The 20852-nt window shown below is 65.7% G+C and carries 19 protein-coding genes; 15 read left to right on the top strand and 4 right to left on the bottom strand.

The genetic code is table 11. The features are described 5' to 3' along the window. Positions 1 to 12: 12 nt before the first annotated feature. From MTR64_RS06655 to MTR64_RS06610, 10 genes are all read left to right on the top strand, one after another. Positions 13 to 690 carry a MotA/TolQ/ExbB proton channel family protein gene (locus MTR64_RS06655; protein ID WP_243992072.1) on the top strand — a complete coding sequence of 226 codons (678 nt, stop codon included), beginning with the start codon at positions 13 to 15 and terminating at the stop codon, positions 688 to 690. Continuing rightward, positions 687 to 1130, top strand: a complete 444-nt coding sequence (locus MTR64_RS06650; protein ID WP_243992070.1) for a hypothetical protein — start codon at positions 687 to 689, stop codon at positions 1128 to 1130. The genes MTR64_RS06655 and MTR64_RS06650 overlap by 4 nt, the downstream gene beginning before the upstream one ends. 56 nt (positions 1131 to 1186) lie before the next feature. Then, a complete protein-coding gene (locus MTR64_RS06645) occupies positions 1187 to 1690 on the top strand; it encodes a flagella basal body P-ring formation protein FlgA (protein ID WP_243992068.1) in 504 nt (167 codons plus the stop codon). Positions 1691 to 1799: 109 nt separating this feature from the next. Continuing rightward, positions 1800 to 2114, top strand: coding sequence for a flagellar biosynthesis anti-sigma factor FlgM (locus MTR64_RS06640; protein ID WP_243992066.1), 315 nt, complete (start codon positions 1800 to 1802; stop codon positions 2112 to 2114). Between the two features lie 35 nt (positions 2115 to 2149). After that, positions 2150 to 2446 carry a flagellar protein FlgN gene (locus tag MTR64_RS06635; RefSeq protein WP_243992064.1) on the top strand — a complete coding sequence of 99 codons (297 nt, stop codon included), beginning with the start codon at positions 2150 to 2152 and terminating at the stop codon, positions 2444 to 2446. Positions 2447 to 2539: 93 nt separating this feature from the next. After that, complete coding sequence (locus tag MTR64_RS06630) at positions 2540 to 3415, top strand: lytic transglycosylase domain-containing protein (protein ID WP_419144926.1); 876 nt, start codon at positions 2540 to 2542, stop codon at positions 3413 to 3415. Positions 3416 to 3486: 71 nt separating this feature from the next. Then, positions 3487 to 5556: a flagellar biosynthesis protein FlhA gene (locus tag MTR64_RS06625; protein ID WP_419144925.1), complete on the top strand. Its 2070-nt coding sequence runs from the start codon at positions 3487 to 3489 to the stop codon at positions 5554 to 5556. Positions 5557 to 5579: 23 nt separating this feature from the next. Further along, positions 5580 to 6326 (top strand): sigma-70 family RNA polymerase sigma factor, encoded by a 747-nt coding sequence (locus MTR64_RS06620; RefSeq protein WP_243992058.1) that lies wholly within the window; start codon positions 5580 to 5582, stop codon positions 6324 to 6326. A gap of 170 nt (positions 6327 to 6496) precedes the next feature. Continuing rightward, on the top strand, positions 6497 to 7921 hold the full coding sequence (locus tag MTR64_RS06615) for a M16 family metallopeptidase (protein WP_243992056.1): 1425 nt from the start codon (positions 6497 to 6499) through the stop codon (positions 7919 to 7921). Between the two features lie 13 nt (positions 7922 to 7934). Further along, entirely contained in the window at positions 7935 to 9335 is a 1401-nt protein-coding gene (locus MTR64_RS06610; RefSeq protein ID WP_243992053.1) for a M16 family metallopeptidase, read from the top strand. Between the two features lie 124 nt (positions 9336 to 9459). Here the strand turns inward: MTR64_RS06610 and MTR64_RS06605 are convergent, their stop codons facing one another. Then, a complete protein-coding gene (locus MTR64_RS06605) occupies positions 9460 to 11511 on the bottom strand; it encodes a protein-disulfide reductase DsbD family protein (RefSeq protein WP_243992051.1) in 2052 nt (683 codons plus the stop codon). 98 nt (positions 11512 to 11609) lie between these two features. Between MTR64_RS06605 and MTR64_RS06600 the strand changes: the two genes are divergently transcribed. Then, the gene (locus MTR64_RS06600) at positions 11610 to 13286 is read left to right on the top strand and encodes an alkaline phosphatase family protein (protein WP_243992049.1); all 1677 of its coding nucleotides are present in this window, start codon (positions 11610 to 11612) and stop codon (positions 13284 to 13286) included. Then, positions 13283 to 14527, top strand: coding sequence for an FAD-dependent monooxygenase (locus tag MTR64_RS06595; RefSeq protein WP_243992047.1), 1245 nt, complete (start codon positions 13283 to 13285; stop codon positions 14525 to 14527). Before MTR64_RS06600 ends, MTR64_RS06595 begins: the two co-directional genes overlap by 4 nt. A gap of 18 nt (positions 14528 to 14545) precedes the next feature. Here MTR64_RS06595 and MTR64_RS06590 read toward each other — a convergent pair whose 3' ends face one another. Genes MTR64_RS06590 through hemC form a run of 3 tightly spaced genes read right to left on the bottom strand, consistent with a single transcriptional unit; the run spans position 14546 to position 17165 of the window. Further along, positions 14546 to 15493 (bottom strand): hypothetical protein, encoded by a 948-nt coding sequence (locus tag MTR64_RS06590; RefSeq protein WP_243992046.1) that lies wholly within the window; start codon positions 15491 to 15493, stop codon positions 14546 to 14548. Next, positions 15494 to 16216, bottom strand: a complete 723-nt coding sequence (locus tag MTR64_RS06585; protein WP_327194252.1) for a uroporphyrinogen-III synthase — start codon at positions 16214 to 16216, stop codon at positions 15494 to 15496. Between the two features lies 1 nt (position 16217). Beyond that, the gene (hemC, locus tag MTR64_RS06580; protein ID WP_268740768.1) at positions 16218 to 17165 is read right to left on the bottom strand and encodes a hydroxymethylbilane synthase; all 948 of its coding nucleotides are present in this window, start codon (positions 17163 to 17165) and stop codon (positions 16218 to 16220) included. A gap of 59 nt (positions 17166 to 17224) precedes the next feature. On the opposite strand from hemC, the gene tsaD reads away from it, so the two are divergent. The 3 genes from tsaD to MTR64_RS06565 are packed head-to-tail and all read left to right on the top strand — an operon-like array spanning position 17225 to position 20813. Continuing rightward, a complete protein-coding gene (gene tsaD, locus MTR64_RS06575; protein WP_243992044.1) occupies positions 17225 to 18304 on the top strand; it encodes a tRNA (adenosine(37)-N6)-threonylcarbamoyltransferase complex transferase subunit TsaD in 1080 nt (359 codons plus the stop codon). Then, positions 18301 to 19296, top strand: coding sequence for an NAD(P)H-dependent glycerol-3-phosphate dehydrogenase (locus MTR64_RS06570; protein WP_243992042.1), 996 nt, complete (start codon positions 18301 to 18303; stop codon positions 19294 to 19296). Before tsaD ends, MTR64_RS06570 begins: the two co-directional genes overlap by 4 nt. Positions 19297 to 19301: 5 nt before the next feature. Further along, the gene (locus tag MTR64_RS06565; RefSeq protein ID WP_243992329.1) at positions 19302 to 20813 is read left to right on the top strand and encodes a lipopolysaccharide biosynthesis protein; all 1512 of its coding nucleotides are present in this window, start codon (positions 19302 to 19304) and stop codon (positions 20811 to 20813) included. Positions 20814 to 20852 lie beyond the last annotated feature (39 nt).

Genomic DNA, 20852 nt, shown 5'->3' with positions numbered 1-20852 from the left:
AGATCTGCACCGATGCAGCCGCAAAACCTGTTCGATGCGACCAGTGCCCTGATCGTTGTGGGTGGGACGTGCATGGCCACGGTCCTGCGCTGCGGGATCGGCGATACGCGTGCGGCGCTCGCTGCGCTGACGGGGCTCGGACGGACCAGCTTCGATGCCGCGCGTGTGCGTTCCGAACTGGCCGTGCACGTCCGCGGCATGCAGAAGAATGGTGTGATCCGCACCGAACCACGCTTTTTCGGCGACGTCGAAATTGACGAGGCGACCGATGCCCTGATCGGCACGCGCTCGATTGCCAGTCTCCATCGGACCCATCTGGAGCACAAGCGCGAGCGTAACCGGAATGCCTTGCGCGCGGTGCGCACGCTGACCCAGGCGGCTGATCTGGCCCCCGTGTTCGGTCTGGCCGGCACTCTCGTTTCGCTCAGTCAGCTTCCTGGCGGGGAGGGCGCGGACGGGAGCTTTACGGCGGCCATTTCCATGGCGGTGCTCACCACTCTTTATGGGCTTTTGCTCGGCAATCTCTTCTTCGCCCCGCTTGCGCGCGCGGTGGCGCGCCGCGCCTCGGATGAGGAAAAGGCGCGTCAGCGGGTGCTGGACTGGCTTGAGCAGCAGGTCGCTCAAGCTTTGCCGCCCGCGGCTACCGCAACCGTGATCAAGCACAAGGCCGTGGCAGGGCAGGCGCGATGAGCCTTCGCGCCGGGCAGAGCTGGCAGACTTCGCTTGCCGATTTGTCGCTGATCCTGTTCATGGCCACAGCCGCCGCCGTCAGTCACCAGTCGCCCAGGCTGCCGGTCAAGGCTCCCTCCGGCCCGGCGTCAGCGGCGCCATCGCCGCAGACCGAGCCACTTTCCGTCTATGTCGCTGCGCCGGGGGCGCCGCCGCTCGCGCAGTGGCTGCACGATCAGGCCGCGGATCCGCGCCAGCAATTGACCATTACCGCGCGCTACGGGCCGGAAGGCGGAGCGCAGTCGCGTGCACTTGCCGATGCGGAGCACCTGCTGGCCGAAGCAGGGGCTCAGGGCCAGGCCGCGCGGATTGTCGTGGAACCGGGCGAAGGGGGGGTGCGCGCCGTTCTCGCCTACGATTCGCCTTACGAGGGGCAGATGGGTCGTAAAGCTGGTCGCTAAAATGGCATGATGCTTGCTTAATTTTTGGCAAGTTCAATTGACGGGAAATCCATGCCATGACTCCCAGCCTCGTTCTCCTTGCCGCTGCGGCGGCTTCCGGAGCTTTCGCCGATCTCGACGTGATTGATCGCCAGGTCGCCGCGTTCACGGGCGCGACGATTGGTGAGACCGGTGGCGCATTGACTCCGGTCGACCGGCGCTTGCGCCTGCAGCCGTGCCGCAATGGCCTTGCGCTGTCGTGGCGCACCTCGCTGCAGGACAGTGTCGTAGTGCAATGTGGTGATGTGAACGGCTGGCGCCTGTTCGTGCCGGTTCGTCGTCCGGCGGCTGTTGCCGCTGCGGCACCGGTGTCCTTGCCTGATGCCGTCAACCGCGGCGATGCTGTTGCGATCGCCATATCCGGCGACGGGTTTACCGTTTCTCAACCGGGCGAAGCTATGGAATCCGGGCCAGTCGGCGCCTGGATACGAGTCAGGCCGGCGTCTGCGGGCAATGTCCGCACAGAGCCGATGCGAGCCCGTATCGAACGCCCTGGACTGGTCGTCCTGCCGCTGCCGTAAGGCGGCGGATTTTTATTGTTTGCCGCAATTTGGCAGTTTTTTGCCGCCCCCATTAAAAAGTTCTGTAAAGTGCCGTTCTCAAGGTCAGGAACTTTTAAGGAGCGGCATCATGCCACCTATCGAAGTGGGACCTGCACGCGCTGCCAGCGCGATTGATGCACGGTTAGCCCGCGCGGCGGGCGGTGAAGCGTTGCCCGGTGCGAACGGGGCCACTGCCAACCGCACGACAAGCAAGAATACGAGCACAACTGCCAGCACGGCGGTTGAAACCTCCGACGCGCTCAACCCGGGCGCGGCGCCGGTCGATACCGATCGCGTAGAGACAGTCCGCAAGGCTGTGGAATCCGGATCCTATCCGCTGATCCCGGCCAAGATTGCCGACGCCATGATCGCAGCCGGCGTGCTGCTGAGGAGCCCGAAGTAATGCCCTGTTCCGATCTTCGTGATACCCTCCGGCAGATGCTTGCCGTTCTGGAAGAAGAGCGGCAGGCGCTTGCCGGGCTGGATCTCGATAAGATCGTCGGCGCGTCCAATGACAAGAACCGCCTTTGCGGAACTCTGGATGGCGTCGAGCCTGTACAGCTCGATGAGGAATGCCGGGGCATGCTGGACACTGCACGCCGCCTGAATGAGGTAAACCGGCAGGTTCGCAACATCATCGCGGCCAATGTTTCGCGGCGCCTCGACGCCATGATGGGTGGTCCACAGCTGTATCGGGCAGGGGCGACGTATGCTGTCGCCGGTGCCAGGGCCTGATCTGAACGCATTTGGCACGCCCTTTGCTTAAACGGGTTCCGGTAACTTTTGTACCGGGAGCCGGAATTGAGCGAAGGACAGATCTACAACGGGATTGGCGGCGCCGCTGCGGCCGGGGGGGCGCAGACGCGCGCCGCCATCGCCCGTGCGTCCGAAAAGACCGGGATAGACTTCCAGTACCTGCTCGCGCAGGCCAAGCTGGAATCGAGCCTCGATCCGGGGGCCCGCGCTTCGACTTCGAGCGCTGCCGGACTCTATCAGTTTACGCAGGGCACCTGGCTTGAGACGCTGGGCCGCCACGGCACCGAACACGGGATGGACTGGGTCAACAGCGTGATCCAGGGTGGCCGGATCAGCGATCCGGGCACGCGCGCGCAAGTCATGGGACTGCGCTACAATGCCGATGTCTCGTCGATGATGGCCGCGGAACTGGCCAGCGACAACAAGGCGGAACTCACCACCCAATTGGGCCGCGAGCCCGATGCCGCCGAACTCTATATGGCGCACTTCCTCGGCATTGCCGGGGCCAGCAAATTCCTGTCGGCACTGCAGACCGATCCCTCGCAGAGCGCGGCGGCGATCTTGCCGAAGGCGGCCGCCGCCAATCATGGCATATTCTATTCGGGCGGCAGCCCCCGCAGCGTCGGCGCCGTCATGGACCTTATGCGCGGCAGGGTTGCAGGCGCCATGGAAGGCGGCGATGCCGCCTACTGGGCGAGTATGAGCCCGGCGCAAGGCGTCCAGACCGCTTCCAACGAAATCAACGGGACGGCCGGCGCCAGCTGGCAACCGCCGATGGGGCCGATCGCCCGCGAATTCCACGCCGGACTGGGCTCCGCGCCGAAGGCTCCGGCTGTGAGCACGCTCTCGATGGCGCAAACGCTGCAAGGCACATTCGGCTCCTCCCCGGACGCCGTTCCCGCGCGGGTGCGTGATGCCTACGCCAAGCTCGCGAGGTTCAACCTGTGAATCTGTTCAACCGTATCAGCGATCCCGGCGCCATCGCGCTGCCGGCAGGCATTCTGGTTCTCATCGTCCTGATGATCGTGCCGGTGCCGGCCTTCGTGCTCGACGTCTCCTTCGTCATGAACATCGCGCTTTCTGTAGCGGTGCTGATGGCCGCGATGAACGCCGAAAAGCCGCTGGACTTCTCCTCGTTCCCGTCCGTTCTGCTGTTCGCGACATTGCTGCGCCTCGCGCTCAACGTGGCTTCCACGCGCGTCGTGCTTGTGCATGGCCACGAAGGCGGCGAGGCGGCGGGCAAGGTCATCGAGAGCTTCGGTGAGTTCCTGATCGGCGGCAATTTCGCGGTCGGCATCTTCGTCTTCCTGATCCTCGTCATCATCAACCTGGTCGTCGTCACCAAGGGTGCGGGCCGCGTGTCCGAAGTGTCCGCGCGCTTCACTCTCGATGCCTTGCCGGGCAAGCAGATGGCGATCGACGCCGACCTTGCAGCCGGCCTGATGACCGCCGAGGAAGCCAAGGCCCGCCGCCGCGAAGTGGCGACCGAGGCCGACTTCTACGGCTCGATGGACGGTTCGTCGAAGTTCGTGAAGGGTGACGCGATTGCTGCCCTGCTGATCCTGGGCGTCAATATCGTTGCCGGTTTCTGCCTCGGCATGATCAGCCACGGTCTGTCGGCGGGCGATGCCGCGCAGACCTACATTACGCTGGCGATCGGCGACGCGCTGGTCGCACAGGTTCCCTCGCTGCTGCTTTCGATCGCTGCCGCCGTAATCGTCACCCGCGTGTCCGACAGCCGCGACCTTGCCGGCCAGATCGGCGGCCAGTTCGCCGCGCCCGGCACCTGGCTGCCGGTGGCCGTCGTGCTCGGGGCGATCGGCATGATCCCGGCGATGCCGCAGACTGTGTTCCTGCCCGCTTCGGGGTTGGCCTTCTGGCTGTGGAACACCTTGCGCAAGCGGGCCGTGGTGGCCGCTATCCCGGAACCAGAGCCGGAACCCGTAGTCGATCCGGCCAGGATCGATCTGGACGACGTGTCCGATCACACGCTGGTGACCATCGAACTGGGCTATGGCCTCGTGCAGCTGGTCGACGAACGGCGCGGCTCGCCGCTGGTCACCCGGATCACGGGCGTGCGCAAGCAGCTCAGCCAGGCCTTCGGCTTCATCGTCCCGCAGTTCCGCGTCCGTGATGCGCTGGACATGCCACCCTACGAATACCGCGTCGTGCTGGGCGGCGTGAATCTCGGCGGCAGCACCATCCGTCCGGACAAGGTGCTGGCGATCGATACCGGTGAAGTGCGCCAGAACCACACCATCCGGGGCGAGGCCGGGCGCGATCCCAGCTTCGGCTGCCCGGCGCTGTGGATCGAACCTGCCGCCCGCGATCACGCGACGGCCGAGGGCTTCCTTACGGTCGATCCCGGCACCGTCATCGCCACGCACCTCAACCAGCTGCTGAGCGAAAGCCCGCAGGACCTGCTCGGCCCCGACCAGGTCAAGGCGCTGCTCGAATCGCTCAAGGTCAACTCGGCCGGCCTTGTCGAGACAGTCCATCCGCAACCGCTTTCGCTTGCCGCGCTTACCCGTGTGCTGCGCACGCTGCTGGAAGATCACATTCCGATCACCCATCCGTTGCCGATCCTCGCGAGCCTGTCGCGGGCGGTCCAGCAGACGACCGACCACGACCGTCTGATAGAGCTGGTCCGGGCCGATCTCGGCGGGCTCATCGTCGGCCGGGTCTGCCCGCCGAACGCGCGGCTTGCCGTCATCACGCTCGATGCCGGCCTCGAAAGCGCGATCGTCCAGGGCATGCGCGATCCTGTCACCGGTCAGCCGGTCATCGAGCCGGATCTCGCCCGCATGATCGGCGAACGCATTTCCGAATTGTCCGAGGCCCGAGGCCCGGGGGCGATTCCGCTGACGCTGGTCGTTCAGCCGGCGGCGCGCCGGGCGCTGTCCGCCCTGCTGCGGCTGCGCGCGCCCTCGTGCCTTGTGATCTCGATTGCCGAGTTGCCGCCGACGCAGCCGATCGAGGTTGTCGACGTCATTGGTGCGGCGCCCGCCGTCAATCAGCAGCAGGGCCTGCCGCACCCCGATTCCGCCAGAAACGACTATCAAGACCAAGCAGAGAGCATGGCTGCATGAAACAAGAACAAGGTGCTTTCACAATGGCACACGCCACTCCTCTTCCCGCTGGCCGCCCCAATCGGATCGCCGGGGCCTATCAGGGGGACGTAGCCGACCGTGTCAGGCGGTTCCTGCCGATGGTCAGGCGATTGGCCTGGCATGTTCACGGTACTGGCAGGCCGGGCATCGAATTGGAAGATCTGGTCCAGGCGGGCCTGGTCGCGCTGACTGAATGCGCGCAGAAGCATTCCGGGCCGACAGAGGATGGCTTTGCCGCCTATGCCAAGATGCGCGTGCGCGGGGCCATGGTAGATCTGATCCGCAGAACCGTGCCGATGTCGCGCGGGGCCGCCGAGCGCCGCCGCTTGCTGGCGGAAAAGGAGACGGAGCTGCGCGGCGAACTGGGCCGGGATCCGCATCCGCAGGAACTGGCCGACGCGATGGGTTTGCCCATTCAGGATCTCGCTGCGCTGCGTGATTCCAGCCAGCCGCTGCGTTTCGATTCCATCGACGAGGTCTATTCTGACCAGAGCATGTCCTTCGCCGACGACATGCCTGACAGCTTCTCGATCATGGCCGACGAGGAATTGCGCGGCGCGGTGATCGACGCCATCACCGATCTGCCTGACCGCCTGAAGCTGGTAGTGCAGCTCTACTTCGTCGAGGAATTGAACCTGGCGGAAATCGCCGAAGTCCTGCAGGTCTCGATCCCACGCGTGCACCAGCTCAAGGCGCAGGCGCTGGGCAAGCTGCGGGAAAGCCTTGAAGGGGTTGCCGATATTCTGTGATTGCCGGACGATACCGGCGGGCTGTGCGACCTTGATGCCATTGGTCGATGGTATCGGGCGGTTCGTCGATTAACATCCTGTTCAATCCGGGCGGGTTCTACGCTTCCGCGATCCAACGCGGGGGGCGCCGGTCTCCCGTTCCACGGAACTGTCCGGGAGCCCCTATCGACATGATCCAGCACGGCAGACTGAAGCGTGCGGCCCTCTTAGCTGCGCCCCTGCTCGCCCTCGCCATTGCCCCCCACGCTGCTTTTGCGGCGGAACCTCCGGCGAAGAGCAGTGCACCCGCCGCCGTGCATGTGCCTGTCGAATATCACAAGCTCGCCAATGGCCTGAAAGTGGTGATCTCGCCCGATCACTCGGTGCCGACGACGACGATCGGCGTCTATTACGGCATCGGTTTCCGCATCGAGCCCAGGGATCGCACCGGATTCGCGCACCTGTTCGAACACATGATGTTCCAGGGCTCGCAGAACCTGGGCAAGGCCGAGTTCATCGGCCTCGTCAACAGGAACGGCGGCGTGCTCAACGGATCGACCCGGTTCGACTTCACCAATTACTACGAAGTCGTCCCCAGCAACACGACCGAGACTTTCCTGTGGGCCGAGGCGGATCGGATGAAGGGTCTGGATATTACCCAGGCAAACCTCACCAACCAGCAGGAAGTCGTGAAGAACGAGGTCAAGGTGAACGTCCTCAACCAGCCCTATGGAGGGTTCCCCTGGCTCGACCTGCCGCAACTGGCCAATTCGAACTGGTACAATGCGCACAACTTCTACGGTGACCTCAAGGAGATCGACGCGGCGACGCTGAGCGATGTGCAGGCGTTCTTCAAGCAGTACTACGCGCCGAACAATGCGGTGCTGGTGGTGGCGGGCGACGTCGATCCGCAGCACGTCATGGGCTGGGTGAACCAGTATTTCGGTGCCATCCCCGCGGCGGCCAAGATCACGCGGCCCGACATTTCCGAGCCGCGCCAGACCGAGCAGAAGCGCATCGAAAAGACCGATCCGCTGGCGCCGCAGCCCGCGCTCGCCTGGGCCTATCACGTGCCGCCCAAGGGCACGCCCGAATGGACCGCGATGACCCTGATCGACCTGATGCTGATGCAGGGCAACGACAGCCGTTTCACCAAGGTTCTGGTCAACGAGAAGGGGTATGGCGGAAGCGTCGATGGCGGCATCAACTGGCCGCTGGGTAACAATTACGACTACAACGGACCCATGCTGTGGTCGGGCATGATCGTTCACAGCCCCGATGTCAGCGACGATACGATCCTTGGCGATATCGACGGCATCGTGAAGGACCTGCAGACCAATCTCATCAGCCCTGCCGAACTCGAACGGGCCAAGACCAAGGCCCGCTCCAGGCTTTACGACATGCTGGGTGACGGCAACCGTCTGGGACGGGTCAACCTGCTGGCTGCCTTCGCGCTGTTCGACGACGATCCCGGACGGATCAACCGGCTGGAGCAGGAGATCGGCAAGGTCACGCCCGAACTGATCCGCAAGACGGCGCAGGAATACCTGCGCCCGACCAACCGCTCGATCATCGATCTGAAGCCCGGCAAGCCCGCGGCGGATGCCGGCAAGTAAGGGAGGCGAGACGATGAAGATGATCCTGGCTTTCGCCACTGCGACCGCCGCTCTCGCCATGGGCATCGCTGCCGTGCCAGATGCCGTCGCGGCCAGGGAAGCGCCTCCGGCCCCCGCTGCGCCGCGTCCGTTCACGCTGCCGCAGATGACGGCTTATGCTCTGCCCAACGGGATGCAGGTCACGCTCATTCCTTATGGCAATGTGCCCAAGGCGACGATCCTGGCGGGCGTCTATACCGGCAACATCGACGACGGCGCGAACGTCTGGCTCGCCGACATGACCGGCGCGCTGATGCAGAAGGGCGCTGGCGGGCGCGACGCCTCGCAACTGGCCGATCTGGCGGCGGGCATGGGTGGCAGCCTGTCGCTCTCGACCGGGCTCAATCTCACCACGGCCGCGATGGACGTGTTGAGCGAGGATGCTCCGCAGGCGATCGGGCTGATTGCCGACCTGCTGCAGCGTCCGGACCTCAAGGCCGGAGAACTCGAGAAAGTGCGCGCCGATCTGTTGCGCAACCTCTCGGTGGCGAAGTCGACGCCGGACTCGATTGCAGAAGATGCCTTCGCGTCCGTGATCTATCCCGATCATCCCTATGGCCGCGTGTTCCCGACGCAGAAGCAGCTTGCGGGCTATACGCTCGATCAGGTCAAGGGATTCCATGCGGCGAATTTCGGCGCGGCGCGCACGCATTTCTATGTCGTCGGGCGTTTTGATGAGGGCGCCGTGCGCGCGGCGATCGAAAACGCGTTTGGCGGCTGGATGGCCGGCGCAGCGCCGACCGCGCTGCCGTCTCCAGTCAATACCGCGCCCAGGGTGATACTGATCGACCGGCCCGGCGCGCCGCAGTCGATGGTGATGATGGGCCAGCGCGTGGACAAGCCTGGTGCCGATGTGGATTTCAAGGCCGCCAACACGCTGCTCGGCGGCTATTTCTCCTCGCGCATTACCCGCAACATCCGCGAGGACAAGGGCTATACCTATTCGCCCCATGCGAGCCTGTCCGATCGCGTCGAAGGTGCATCGTGGGCCGAAAGCGCGGCGGTCACGGCCGCCTCCACCGGTCCTGCGATCACCGAGATCTACAAGGAAATCCGCCGCATGCAGGACGAGCCGCCCACGGCTGCCGAAGTGCAGGGGATCAAGAATTACATGAACGGCACTTTCGTGATCGGCCTTGCCTCGCGCAAGGGCATGGCGAACTCGCTGGCGACGCTTGATCTGCTCGGACTCGGCGCGGGCTACATGAATGCCTATGTCGGCAAGGTCAGCGCGCTGACGCCCGCCGATCTGCAGGCCGCGGTCAAGCGCGAGCTGCCGATCGGCAAGATGAGCATGGTCGTCGTCGGCCCGCTCGACAGCGTGCGCCCGCAACTGGAAAAGGTGCCGGAGATCGCTTCGGAGCTGCCGAAGTAAGGGCAAGTCGCCGAACTCTGTTCCCGCTCGTGCTGAGCTTGTCGAAGCACCTTGGCGCAGCGCTGGGGGAGGCACCCTTCGACAGGCTTAGGGTGAGCGGTTTGGATTTATGGGAGCAGGGGGGCTATTCCCCCGCCTTCTCCGCAAGCAGCGCGGGCGTCGGCACCTGCGGCAGTTGTTCCGCCCTGCCGTCCTTCGCGTACCACATGTAGAGCGGCACCCCGGCGGCGCCCTGCGCGGTAAGGTAGCGGGTGATTTCCGGATCGCGTCGGGTCCAGTCGCCGCGCAGCACGACCACACCGGCTTTCTCGAACGCCGCTTTTGTCTCCGCACGCTCGATGGCGACTTCCTCGTTCACCTTGCAGGTCAGGCACCAGTCGGCGGTCATGTAGACGAACACCGGCTTGCCCGCGGCGCGGGCATTGGCCAGAGCCTCTTCGCTGAAGGGGCGGGTGTCGAGGATGGATTCGATGCTTGCGGTGGGCGGGACCGGTTTTGGCAGCAGCAGCAAGCCCGCCAGGGCGACCAGCAGCGCTCCGGCAGCCTGCACGGCTGCGGCATGTCCCCGGCGCTGGCGGCGGCCGGACCATCCCAGCAGAATGATGACGACCACCGTGATGGCCAGCGCCACTGTGGCGAAGTTCCCGCCGCCCACCTTCCATACCAGCCACGCCAGTGCGAGCGCGGTCAGCCCCATCGGCAGTGCCATCCAGTGGCGTAACCTGACCATCCATGCGCCGGGTTTGGGCAGCCGCGTGCGCAGCGCGGGCACGAAGGCGACGGCGAGGAACGGCAGGGCAATGCCCAGCCCCAGCGCCGCGAACAGGGCGAGCGCGGGCAGTACCGGCAGCAGCAGCGCTGCGCCCATCGCCGAGGCCATGAACGGCCCGGTGCAGGGCGTGGCGACGAAAGCGGCGAGCAGGCCCGTCGCGAACGCACCCTGCGTGTAGCTGCGCGGTGAACCGCTGCCCACGAAGCCGGGCACGGTGAACTCGAACAGCCCCAGCAGGTTGGCGGTGATCGCCGTGGCCAGCAGGAACAGCGCCACGACCACCAGCGGCTCCTGCAATTGGAAGGCCCAGCCGACCTGCTCTCCGCCCGCGCGCAGCGCCAGCAGCACGCCGCCGAGCGCAAGGCATGCGACGATCACGCCCGCCGCGTAGGCAAGACCCTCGATCCGGGCATGGGCCTCGCTTTCCCCGGCGCGCGCGAGACTGAGCGCCTTGAGGCTGAGGATCGGGAACACGCAGGGCATCACATTGAGCAGCAGTCCGCCCGCCAGTGCCGCCAGCAGCAGCCAGGGTAGGGCAGGCAGTTCGGGCGCTTCCGCTCCTGAAACCGGCACGCCGCCCACGGGCACATCACCAGGCCGCGCGGTGAGAGAAACACCGTTGCCTTGTTCGTCCAGCTTGAGCACGCCTTCGATGTGCTCCGCGCCGCGCGGCGCGAATTTTGCGCGCGGGATCGTTACCAGCAGCGTGTCGCCCTTGCGGGTGAAGACCTGCGGCGCGGCATAATCGACGATCTTGTCCTCGCGGATGAAGACGTGCGGGGAGGACAGTTCCACCGAGGCAGGCAGGGGGATCGCGAGGCGCAGGGCCTTGTCCGACAGCGCCATCGTGGCGGGGGCATCGAGCGGCGCGGGCAGGCGCTGGCGCCAGCTGTCGAAACGGGCGGCGTCACCCGGTTGCGCCGAACCGACCGCCACTTCGGCCGCGAGGTCCGCGCTTTCGGGCACGCAGATCTGCTCGGTGCAGGCCAGCCACTGCGCCTTTACGCGCACCGGCAACCGGCTACCCGGCACGGCATTTGCGGGTGCCGTGAAGGGTACGAGAACGGCATATTCGCTCTCGTAGACGTGGTTCATCAGGCCCTGCACCAGCAGCGTCTGCGGCACCGGATAATCGGGCTCGCCCGCTTTCGCGCCTTCGGGCAGCGTCCAGTCGAGCTGCATTCCCAAGCCTGCATCACCCGGATTGACCCAGTAGCCGTGCCACCCCTTTTCCGGCGTCATGCGAATAGCCAGCGTGGTCTCGCCACCCGGTTTGGTGATGGGGCCGGAGATCAGTTCGGCGGCGATGTGGTTGGGTGCCGCGAGCGCTTGCGGACTCCACAGAATCAACGCGCAGATCTGACACAGGAGTGCCACAAACGGGCGATAGCAGCGCAAATCCATCAAGCTTCCGTGCGTTGGGGGCTCTTGCGCTTGTCGCGCGATCCGGTCATCGACGCATCTGCCTGCATTGCGCCGACAATTCAAGGAACTCCCCCCAAATGCGTCTCGCCCTTCCGCTCATTGCCCTTGCCACAGCGCTGTCCTTTACCAGTCCGGCGCTGGCGGATGAGACGCCTGCCGCTGCTCCGGCGGCCGAGGCCGGCACGCCTGCCGCTCCGCCCCGGCTGATCGTGGCCATTTCGGTGGACCAGTTCTCGGCCGATCTCTTCGCGCAGTACCGCGCGCATTTCTCCAAAGGCTTCGAGCGGCTGCTGCAAGGCGCGGTGTTCCCCAGCGGCTACCAGTCGCACGCGGCGACCGAGACCTGTCCGGGTCACTCGACGCTGCTGACCGGCGTCCACCCCGCGCGCACGGGTATCGTCGCGAACAACTGGTACGTCCCCGGCATCGGCCGCAAGGACAAGAAGGTTTACTGCGTCGAGGACGAGGCGAACCCCGCCAGCACTTCGAAGAACCCGGTCGTCTCGCCGAAACACCTTAAGGCTCCCACGCTGGGCGACCTGATGAAGAAGGCCAATCCCGCCACGATCAACGCAGCCGTTTCGGCCAAGGACCGTGCGGCGGTGATGATGAGTGGGCATGACACCGACGCCGTGTACTGGTTCGAGGGCAAGGGCTTCACCACGTTCGAGGACCGCAAGATCTCACCCGCCGTCGAGGTCGAGAATGCTGCCGTGGCCAGACTGGTCGATGCCGGCGACGGCGACCTGCCGGTTCCCGGATTCTGCGGCGCGGTCGATCATGCGGTGAAGGTCAAGGACTTCACCATCGGCACCTATCGCTTCCCGCTAAAACCGGAGGACTACCGCACCTATGCGGGCGGGCCGCGCCTCGATGCCGCGACCGGAGATCTCGCGATCCGCATGGTCGACGAGCTGGGCATGGGCAAGGACGCTGTGCCCGATGTACTCTCGGTCAGCTTTTCGCAGACCGACCGTGTCGGCCATGCCTTCGGGCACGAGGGCGTGGAAATGTGCATTCAGCTCGCCCAGCTCGATGCCACGCTTGGCAAGCTGTTCGACGCACTCGATGCGCGCGGAATTGACTATGCCGTAGTGCTCAGTGCGGACCATGGTGGATTCGATGCCCCCGAGCGGCTCAATCAGGAGGGCTATGCCGCCGCGAAGCGCATCAGCGCGGATCTCAAGGACGACGCGCTCTCAGACGCGGTATCCAGAGCAACCGGTATCACTGCGCCAGAAGGCAAGCTCCTTTACGGGGCGGGCAGTTCGGGTGACATCTACCTGGGGGCCGGCCTGACCGCGAAGCAGCGCAAGAAGGTGACCAGTGCGCTGGTGGCGCTGCTCAAGGCCAATCCCGAAGTGGAGGCGGTATATACCGCGGAAGAACTTAAGGCCGTACCCGTGCCGCAGGGCGATCCGCAGGACTGGACGATGGTCCAGCGCGTGCGCGCGTCGTTTGATCCTGAGCGTTCGGGCGAAGTGTTGATGATGACCCGGCGTGGCGTGGTGGGGGTTGCCGATCCGGCGCCCGGCTATGTCGCCACGCACGGCAGCCCATGGGACTATGACCGCCGTGTGCCGATCGTGTTCTGGCGCAAGGGCATGGCGGGCGAAGAACAGCCCGCACCGGTCGAAACCGTGGACATTGCGCCCACCCTGGCCGCGCTTGTCGGCCTGAAGGAACCGGCGGGCACCTGGGACGGAACATGTCTCGACATCGATGGTTCGGAGGCCGATACCTGCGCTCGATGAGCGACTCGGATACGACTGCGAAGCCTGCGGGGGAAACCCGCGATCTGATCATCCTGGGCGGCGGCCTCGTCGGCATGACGCTGGCGCTGGCAGCCGCCAGGGCAGGGATCACCAGCCATGTGGTGGACCGTGCCGATCCGGCTGACCTCGTTGCCGAAGGCGCGGACGGGCGCGCTTCGGCGATCTCGACCGCAAGCTGGAATCTCTTCGCCAATATCGGGTTGGGCGACAGGCTTGCGCCGCTCGGTTGTGCGATCGATTCCATCGCCGTCACCGACGGGATGAAGCCCGGTCAGATCGACTTCACGCCCAAGCCCGCTGAAGGCTCGCTGGGCCGGATGTTCTTCAACCGCGACCTGCGCCTCGCGCTTTTCGATGCGGCGAAGGACGAGCCCAATATCGCCTGGCATGTAAAGACGGAGGCGGTGCGCCGCGACCGGGGCCCGCACGGCGTCGAAGTGGAACTGAGCGACGGACGGATTTTGCGCGCCTCGTTGCTGGTTGCGGCGGAAGGGCGCCAGTCACCCACGCGCGACGACGCCGGTTTCTCGATGGCGAAGTGGGATTACAGGCACCGCGCCATGGTGACGGCGCTGTTCCATGAAAAGCCGCATAACGGCACCGCGTGGGAAATTTTCTATCCGGCCGGGCCCTTCGCGCTGCTGCCACTGCTCGATGACGAGCAGGGCCGCCACCGCAGCGCGCTGGTCTGGACCGTGGCGGAAAAGGATGCGGCGGGCGCGATCGCCATGACCGATGCGATGTTCGTCAACGAAGTCGCCGCGCGCATGCATGGCGTTTTGGGCGGGATCGAACTCGCTGCCCCGCGCATGAGCTATCCGTTGAAGTTCCATCATGCCGCCAAGGTCATCGACCAGCGCCTCGCCGTGATCGGCGATGCCGCGCACGGGATGCATCCGATCGCCGGGCAGGGGTTGAACCTTGGCCTGCGCGATGTTGGCGCGCTGGTGGAAGTGCTGACCGAAGGCATGCGCCTCGGCCTTGAGCCGGGGGACGCGCAACTGCTGGCCCGCTACGAGAAGTGGCGCAGCCTCGACAGCTTCATGGTCATGTCGGTGACGGACAGCCTCACGCGCCTGTTCGGCATTCCCGGCAAGCTGCCGAGCGCGGTGCGCCGCCTCGGCATGGGCGCGGTCCAGCGCATGCCCACCCTCAAGCGCTTCTTCATGGATGAGGCGCGTGGAATGTCTGGCAAGCTGCCGGAACTGCTGCAGGGGTAAGATTCGGGCCTTCAGCCTTCAACCTGTCGGCTTCACTGGCTCGCTTGCTGCAGGCGTTGCTGCTGGTGTCGGCGTGGCCAGCGGGCTTGGCTGATCGACCTTGTGGCCTTCGGCATCCTTGAGGCGCGTCGGCTCCAGCATTGCGGTGGTCTCCAGCAGGTCGAGAGCGTGCTGCACGTCCTCGTAGCGGCGCGCGTCGGCGATCCATGTCTGGGCCTGGGCAGCGCCGGGCAGGCGCTCGACTTCGGCGACAGCCTTGCTAATGCGTTTTGCCGTCAGCATCACTTTGGCCCGGTCAATCCGTGCGGAAGGGGAGACCAACGTCGAGGAATCACGCCGGATCACGAACAGGGCACCAAGTTCGTGACGTGCGCGCTCCCACAGGCTTTCCTTGTTCTCAACGCCGGTAAGGCCCGGAGACAGCGCTTCCAGACGAGCGGAAAGCTCATCGATCGTGACCGGGTTCTTGCTGAAGGCGATGATCGTGTCGACGGCGCGCGGCTGGGCATTCATGAAACGCAGCTTGAGCTGGTCGGCGACGTAGCTGAGCGGCTCACCCCGGTCGATCATGCGCCGCGCGGCAAAGGCGATCAGCAGGCCCTCGGCGCGAGCGGCGTTGCCCGATGCGGCGTCGGTCTGGAAATCGAGGCGCGAAATCCGGTCTTCCAGCATCGCAAGGCGGCCTTCGACCGAACTGATAGCGGCCATCTGTGCTGCTGGAGTCTGTGGTGCCGGGGTGGTGGCCGCGTCGGCGAGTGCCGACGGTTCCTCCAGCGTTTCGGCCACGGCTTCCGTTGTTTCCTGCGCATCAGGGGCAGTCAGGACACCCTGCAGGTACCCACGCGAGGTGGCCCAGCCAACCAACGCCGCGCCCAGAATGAAAGCCATCAGGGCAATGAATACGGTGATGCTGCGCGAACGCGGACGGCCGGAAGCTGACGCGGTTGTGGCGGAGTATTCCTGCATTTATCCTTGTTCTGGCAGTTGTGAACGTGATCCCGAGCAGGCTTCTTCGCACATCTGCGCCGCCAAGGCCAGCAATGCAGAATCATCGGGCTGCACAGCGCTCCGCAGGGCGGCCCAGCCCTGTCCGGCGCGCGCGGCAACGCGCGGTCCGATGGCGGCGATTCCTATCAGGTTTCGGCGGATTCCAGCCTGGTCGCACAACCGTGCGAAATGGGCAGCCGCTTCGCCGGAATGGAGCAGGACGATTGCGGGACTGTTGAGGTGTTCCGCCAGACCGGGCGGCATGGGCTGGGGCTCGCTGGCATAGACCTCGCGCGTGGTAATCGTAACGCTTGCCGGAATGGCAAGATCGACCCGTTCGCGCCCCGCAAGGCGAAGCAGGCGGCGGTGCTCCGGCCGCACGCCGGCAAGAACCTGCTGCAATCCGCCTTTCCCGGCAGTCACGACGTCGAAGCCGGCGGTACGGGCGACTTCGGCCGTTTTTTCACCGACCGCATAGGCTGGAAGTCCATGATAGAGGTCCAGAGCCTCGCCGCCGTGGCGCAGGGCGTTGGCACTGCCCAGAAGCAAGCCATCCACGTCCTCTCGTGGCACGGGTTGCCAAGGCAGCGGACGCACGGAGAACAGCGGGTATGCATGGGCATCGAGTCCCATGGCCCGGGCTTGCCCCGCGGTCGCTGCCGCGCCCGGTTCGGGCCGCAGGACGAGCACCGGGATCGTCACGTCAGCTGCCGGGCCCGTCGAAATGATCGGCAATGGCGGGAACCGCGCGGGCCAGCAGATCAGCCGCGAGGCGGGCGGGGCCTTGCTCGTCTCCGGCAGCGAAGCGGGCATGACCTTCGACATGCTCGGCTCCGTCGGGGCTGTAGAGCGCGGCGCGCATCTCCAGTTCTTCGCCATAGATGCGGGAGAGCACCGCAATCGGGCTGTGGCAGTTCCCACCGAGAGCCGCGAGTAGCGCGCGCTCGGCCAGCAGGGTGGCACGGCTGTGGGCATGATCGACGGCGGATAGGAAGGCGCGGGTACGCGTGTCTTCCGTACGGCATTCGATCAGGATCGCGGCTTGTCCGGGGGCGGGCAGCCAGTGCTCCTCGTCGAGCGGGTGGCCGGTGCCGTGCTCGCCCAGCCGCTTGAGCCCGGCGGCGGCGAGGAAGGTAGCGTCGGCTTCTCCGGCCGCCAGCTTGGCGAGGCGGGTGGCGACATTGCCCCGGAAGGTCACGACCTTGCAGTCTGGCCGGGCGTGCAAGAGTTGCGCGGCGCGACGCGGGGCGCTGGTGCCGACAACAGCGCCTTGCGGCAGGGCGGCGATGCTCTCCGCGCCGATCAGCACGTCGCGCACGTCCTCGCGCGGGAGCACGGCGCCGATCGCGAAGAGTTCGGGGCGCAGCGTTTCCACGTCCTTGGCCGAATGCACCGCGAAATCGATCTCGCCCGCCGCGAGCCAGGCGTCGAGTTCCTTGGTCCACAGCGCCTTGCCGCCGATTTCGGCTAACGCGCGATCCTGGATGCGATCACCGCTGGCGGTAACCGCCACGATCTCTATATGCGCCGGATCGATTCCATGCGCTTCCGCCAGCCGGTCGCGCGCTTCCTCGGCCTGCGCCATCGCAAGCGGCGAACGGCGGGTGCCGAGGCGAAATGTCTGGTTTGAACTATGTGTTTGCGATTCCATGGGCGGCTTCTGCTACCCGCCATTGCCGTTCAGGGGAAGTGCGGCCAAAGAAGATTGGGATGAGGATAGTTCTCGGCATAGAATCTTCCTGCGATGAAACGGCGGCCGCGCTGGTGACCAGCGAGCGCACCATTCTGGCCCAGCGCATCGCCTCGCAGGACGAGGTGCACCGGCCCTACGGTGGCGTCGTGCCCGAGATTGCCGCGCGCGCCCATGCCGAGCGGCTGGCGCCGATGATCGAGGCAACGCTGGCGGACGCGGGCATGACGCTGGACGATGTCGATGCGATTGCCGCCACTGCCGGTCCCGGCCTGATCGGCGGCGTAATGGTCGGTCTTGTGACCGCCAAGGCACTGGCGATGGCGGCAGACAAGCCACTGATCGCGGTCAACCATCTGGAAGGCCACGCATTGTCGCCGCGCCTCGCCGATGCGGAGCTTGAATATCCCTATCTGCTGTTGCTGGTCTCGGGCGGGCATTGCCAGATCCTGCTGGTCGAAGGTGTGGGCGAATTCCGCCGCCTGGCCACGACGATCGACGACGCGCTGGGCGAAGCCTTCGACAAATCGGCCAAGGTGCTCGGCCTCGGCTATCCCGGCGGTCCCGCGCTCGAAAGGCTGGCATCGCAGGGCGACGCGAAGAAAGTGCCGCTGCCGCGTCCGCTGATGGGCAGCGCGGAGCCGCATTTCTCCTTCGCGGGTCTGAAAAGCGCGGTGCTGCGCGCCAAGCAGAACATGCCGCTGCCAGTGCAGGGCTGCGTTGCGGGCAGCGTGATCCCGTCGGCCTATACAGACGCCGACATTGCCGCCTCGTTCCAGCAGGCGGCGATAGACTGCCTGATCGACCGCACGCGAAAGGCGCTCAAGGGCGTTGGTCACGTCAACGCACTGGTGGTGGCGGGCGGCGTTGCGGCCAACACCGCGATCCGTGGCGCGCTGGAAAGTCTGGCCGCCGAGTTTGATCTTCCGTTCATTGCACCGCCATTGGCCCTGTGTACGGACAATGCGGCGATGATCGCGTGGGCCGGGATCGAACGGTTCGAACGCGGCCAGTCGGACCCGCTCGACGTATCGGCGCGGCCGCGCTGGCCGCTCGATCCGGATGCAGAGGCCGTGCGAGGGGCAGGAGTGAAAGCATGAGCAAGGTGGGGGTGATCGGCGCTGGTGCCTGGGGCACGGCGCTGGCGCAGTCGCTGGCAGGCGACGACAGCGATGTCCTGCTCTGGGCGCGTGAGGCCGATCTGGTCGCGCAGATCAACTCCGAGCATCGCAATGGTCTCTACCTGCCGGGTGCCGGACTGGCCGATACGATTCGCGCGACAAGCGACCTAGCCGAACTCGCCAAGCTGCCGGTGCTGCTGGTGGTCGTGCCCGCGCAGTTCCTGGCTTCGGTGATCGCCGGGTTGCCGCAAGGGGATCGTGATCTCGTTCTGTGCGCCAAGGGGATCGAGGCGGGCACCGGGCGCCTCATGGCCGATGTCGCCACCGATGCCGCGCCTGACGCGCGGCTCGCGGTGCTCTCCGGCCCGACTTTTGCGCACGAAGTAGCTGCGGGATTGCCGACGGCCGTCACACTTGCCTGCTCTGGCGGAGAGCAGCAGTGGGACCGGCTGGCGCCCGTCATCGCCCGTCCGGCGCTGCGGCCCTATTATTCGGACGACGTGATCGGGGCTGAGATCGGCGGCGCGGTCAAGAATGTGCTGGCCATTGCCTGCGGCGTGGTTGACGGGCTCAAGCTCGGCCAAAACGCGCGGGCGGCGCTGATCGCGCGTGGTTATGCCGAAATGCTGCGCTTTGGCCTTGCGCGCGGGGCGCGGCCGGAAACACTGTCGGGCCTGTGCGGCCTCGGCGATCTGGTGCTGACCTGCTCGTCCACTTCCAGCCGCAACTTCTCGCTCGGCCTAGCGCTGGGGCAGGGGTTGACCGCCGATGAGGCGCTGTCGGGAAAGAACAGCGTCGCGGAAGGCGCGGCGACGGCCCCGGTGCTGGCGGACCTTGCGCGCCGCGAGGGCATCCAGATGCCGATCGTCGATGCCGTGTGCCGCCTGCTCTCTGGTGAAGCACCGGCCGCGGTCGTGGTAACCGATCTGCTGGCGCGTCCGTTGCGTGCAGAAGGGGAGTTCGCTCTTTGAGCGAGATGACGAGCCGCGACGACGCGGCAACCGAAAAACGCGAGAACGACGACATCGCGGCTCTGGCCAAGGGCGGACGAACGAACTTTTTCGGCTTCTTCCTGCGCCTCGCCGCGCGCATCCCGTTCCTGTTTATTGCAGGCCGCGCCGCATCCTACGGTCCCGCCGCGCTCGGCCGTTTCGCGTCGGCGCTGGTGGTGATCGAACTGACCTCGATGCTTTGCACGATGGGCGAGAAGCGCGGTCTGGCGCAGCGGCTGTCCGACACCGAGGGCCAGGTCCATCCCGCCAACGTGATCGCCGATGGCACGATCCTCGCCCTGCTCACGTCCTGCGCGGCCGCGCTGTTCTTCTATCTGGTGCCGGCGCCGATGTTTCCGGGCGGCGAATACAGCCAGATCGACCGGCTGATCGTCATCGCCATTCCGCCGCTGACACTGACGGAGATCTGGCTGGCCGCACTGGCCTATCGCCTGCGCATCAGCCCGACTGTCTGGTCGCGCGCGATCGTCGAGCCGTGGACGATATCGATCATGGCGGGCGCGATGATCTGGATTGCGCCCGAAAGCGGCCTGACGCTGGCTTACCTGTCTTCGATCTTCGCCGCTGCGCTGACTGCGTTTATCCCGTTCTTCCGCGAATATGGCCTCCCCCACGGATGGCGGCCGCAGCCGGGGGAAATGCACCGTCTGGCGATGCGGTCGATGCCGATCGCGCTGGCCGATGCGATCGAATGGGGCACGCGGCGCGTCGATATCCTGCTGCTCGGCTTTCTGGCCCCGCCGTCCGCCGTCGGTGTCTACTACGCCGCACAGCAGGTGGCGAGCCTGCCGCAGAAGCTGAAGACGAGCTTCGAACCCGTGCTTGGCCCGGTGATCACGCGCAATCTCAAGAAAAAGGATTACGCCGCGATTGCCCGCCAGGTCTGCCAGGTCGGCTTCTGGATCACGGCCGCACAGGCAGGCATCGCGCTGGCTCTTGCGATCCCGGGTGAAGGCGTAATGGGGCTGATCGGGCGCCAATTTGTGGGTGGCACCGGGGCACTTGCGTTCCTGCTTGCGGCCGAAGTGGTGGCGGCTACCGCCGTGGTCAGCGAAGCGGCGCTGATCTACATGGCGCGGGTGCGGAACCTTGTCGTCTCGTTGTTCACGATCGGCTTGCAGGCGCTGCTGACTCTGGGGGGTATCCTCCTGATGCAGCGCTTCGGCTACAACTCGCTCTATCAGGCAGCCGCAGCCGCGGCCGCGCTGATGTTGTCGCTGGGACTGGCTTCGATCATCAAGTCGCAGATGCTGGCCCGCCTTCTGGGGCAGCGAATCAACAACTGGCGCTGGGCGCTGATCTGGGCGGCGGCACCGGCCGTGGTGCTGGGCTATCTCGCCACGCAGTACCTGCCGGAATGGGCCGAACTCGCCTTCGGTATCCCGGCCATCCTGGGTTCCTACATGTGGGTGATCTGGAAGAAGGCGTTCGGGCCCGAAGACCGCAAGCTGTTCCAGAAGACCAAGGCCACATGAACTGGATTCGGGTGGCTGACATCGCGGAAGGAAGACTCT

The organism is Novosphingobium album (ex Hu et al. 2023) (assembly GCF_022832385.1).
Lineage (GTDB): Bacteria > Pseudomonadota > Alphaproteobacteria > Sphingomonadales > Sphingomonadaceae > Novosphingobium > Novosphingobium album.
Note: the sequence above shows the minus strand (reverse complement) of the source record. Positions and strands in the feature narration are given on the sequence as shown.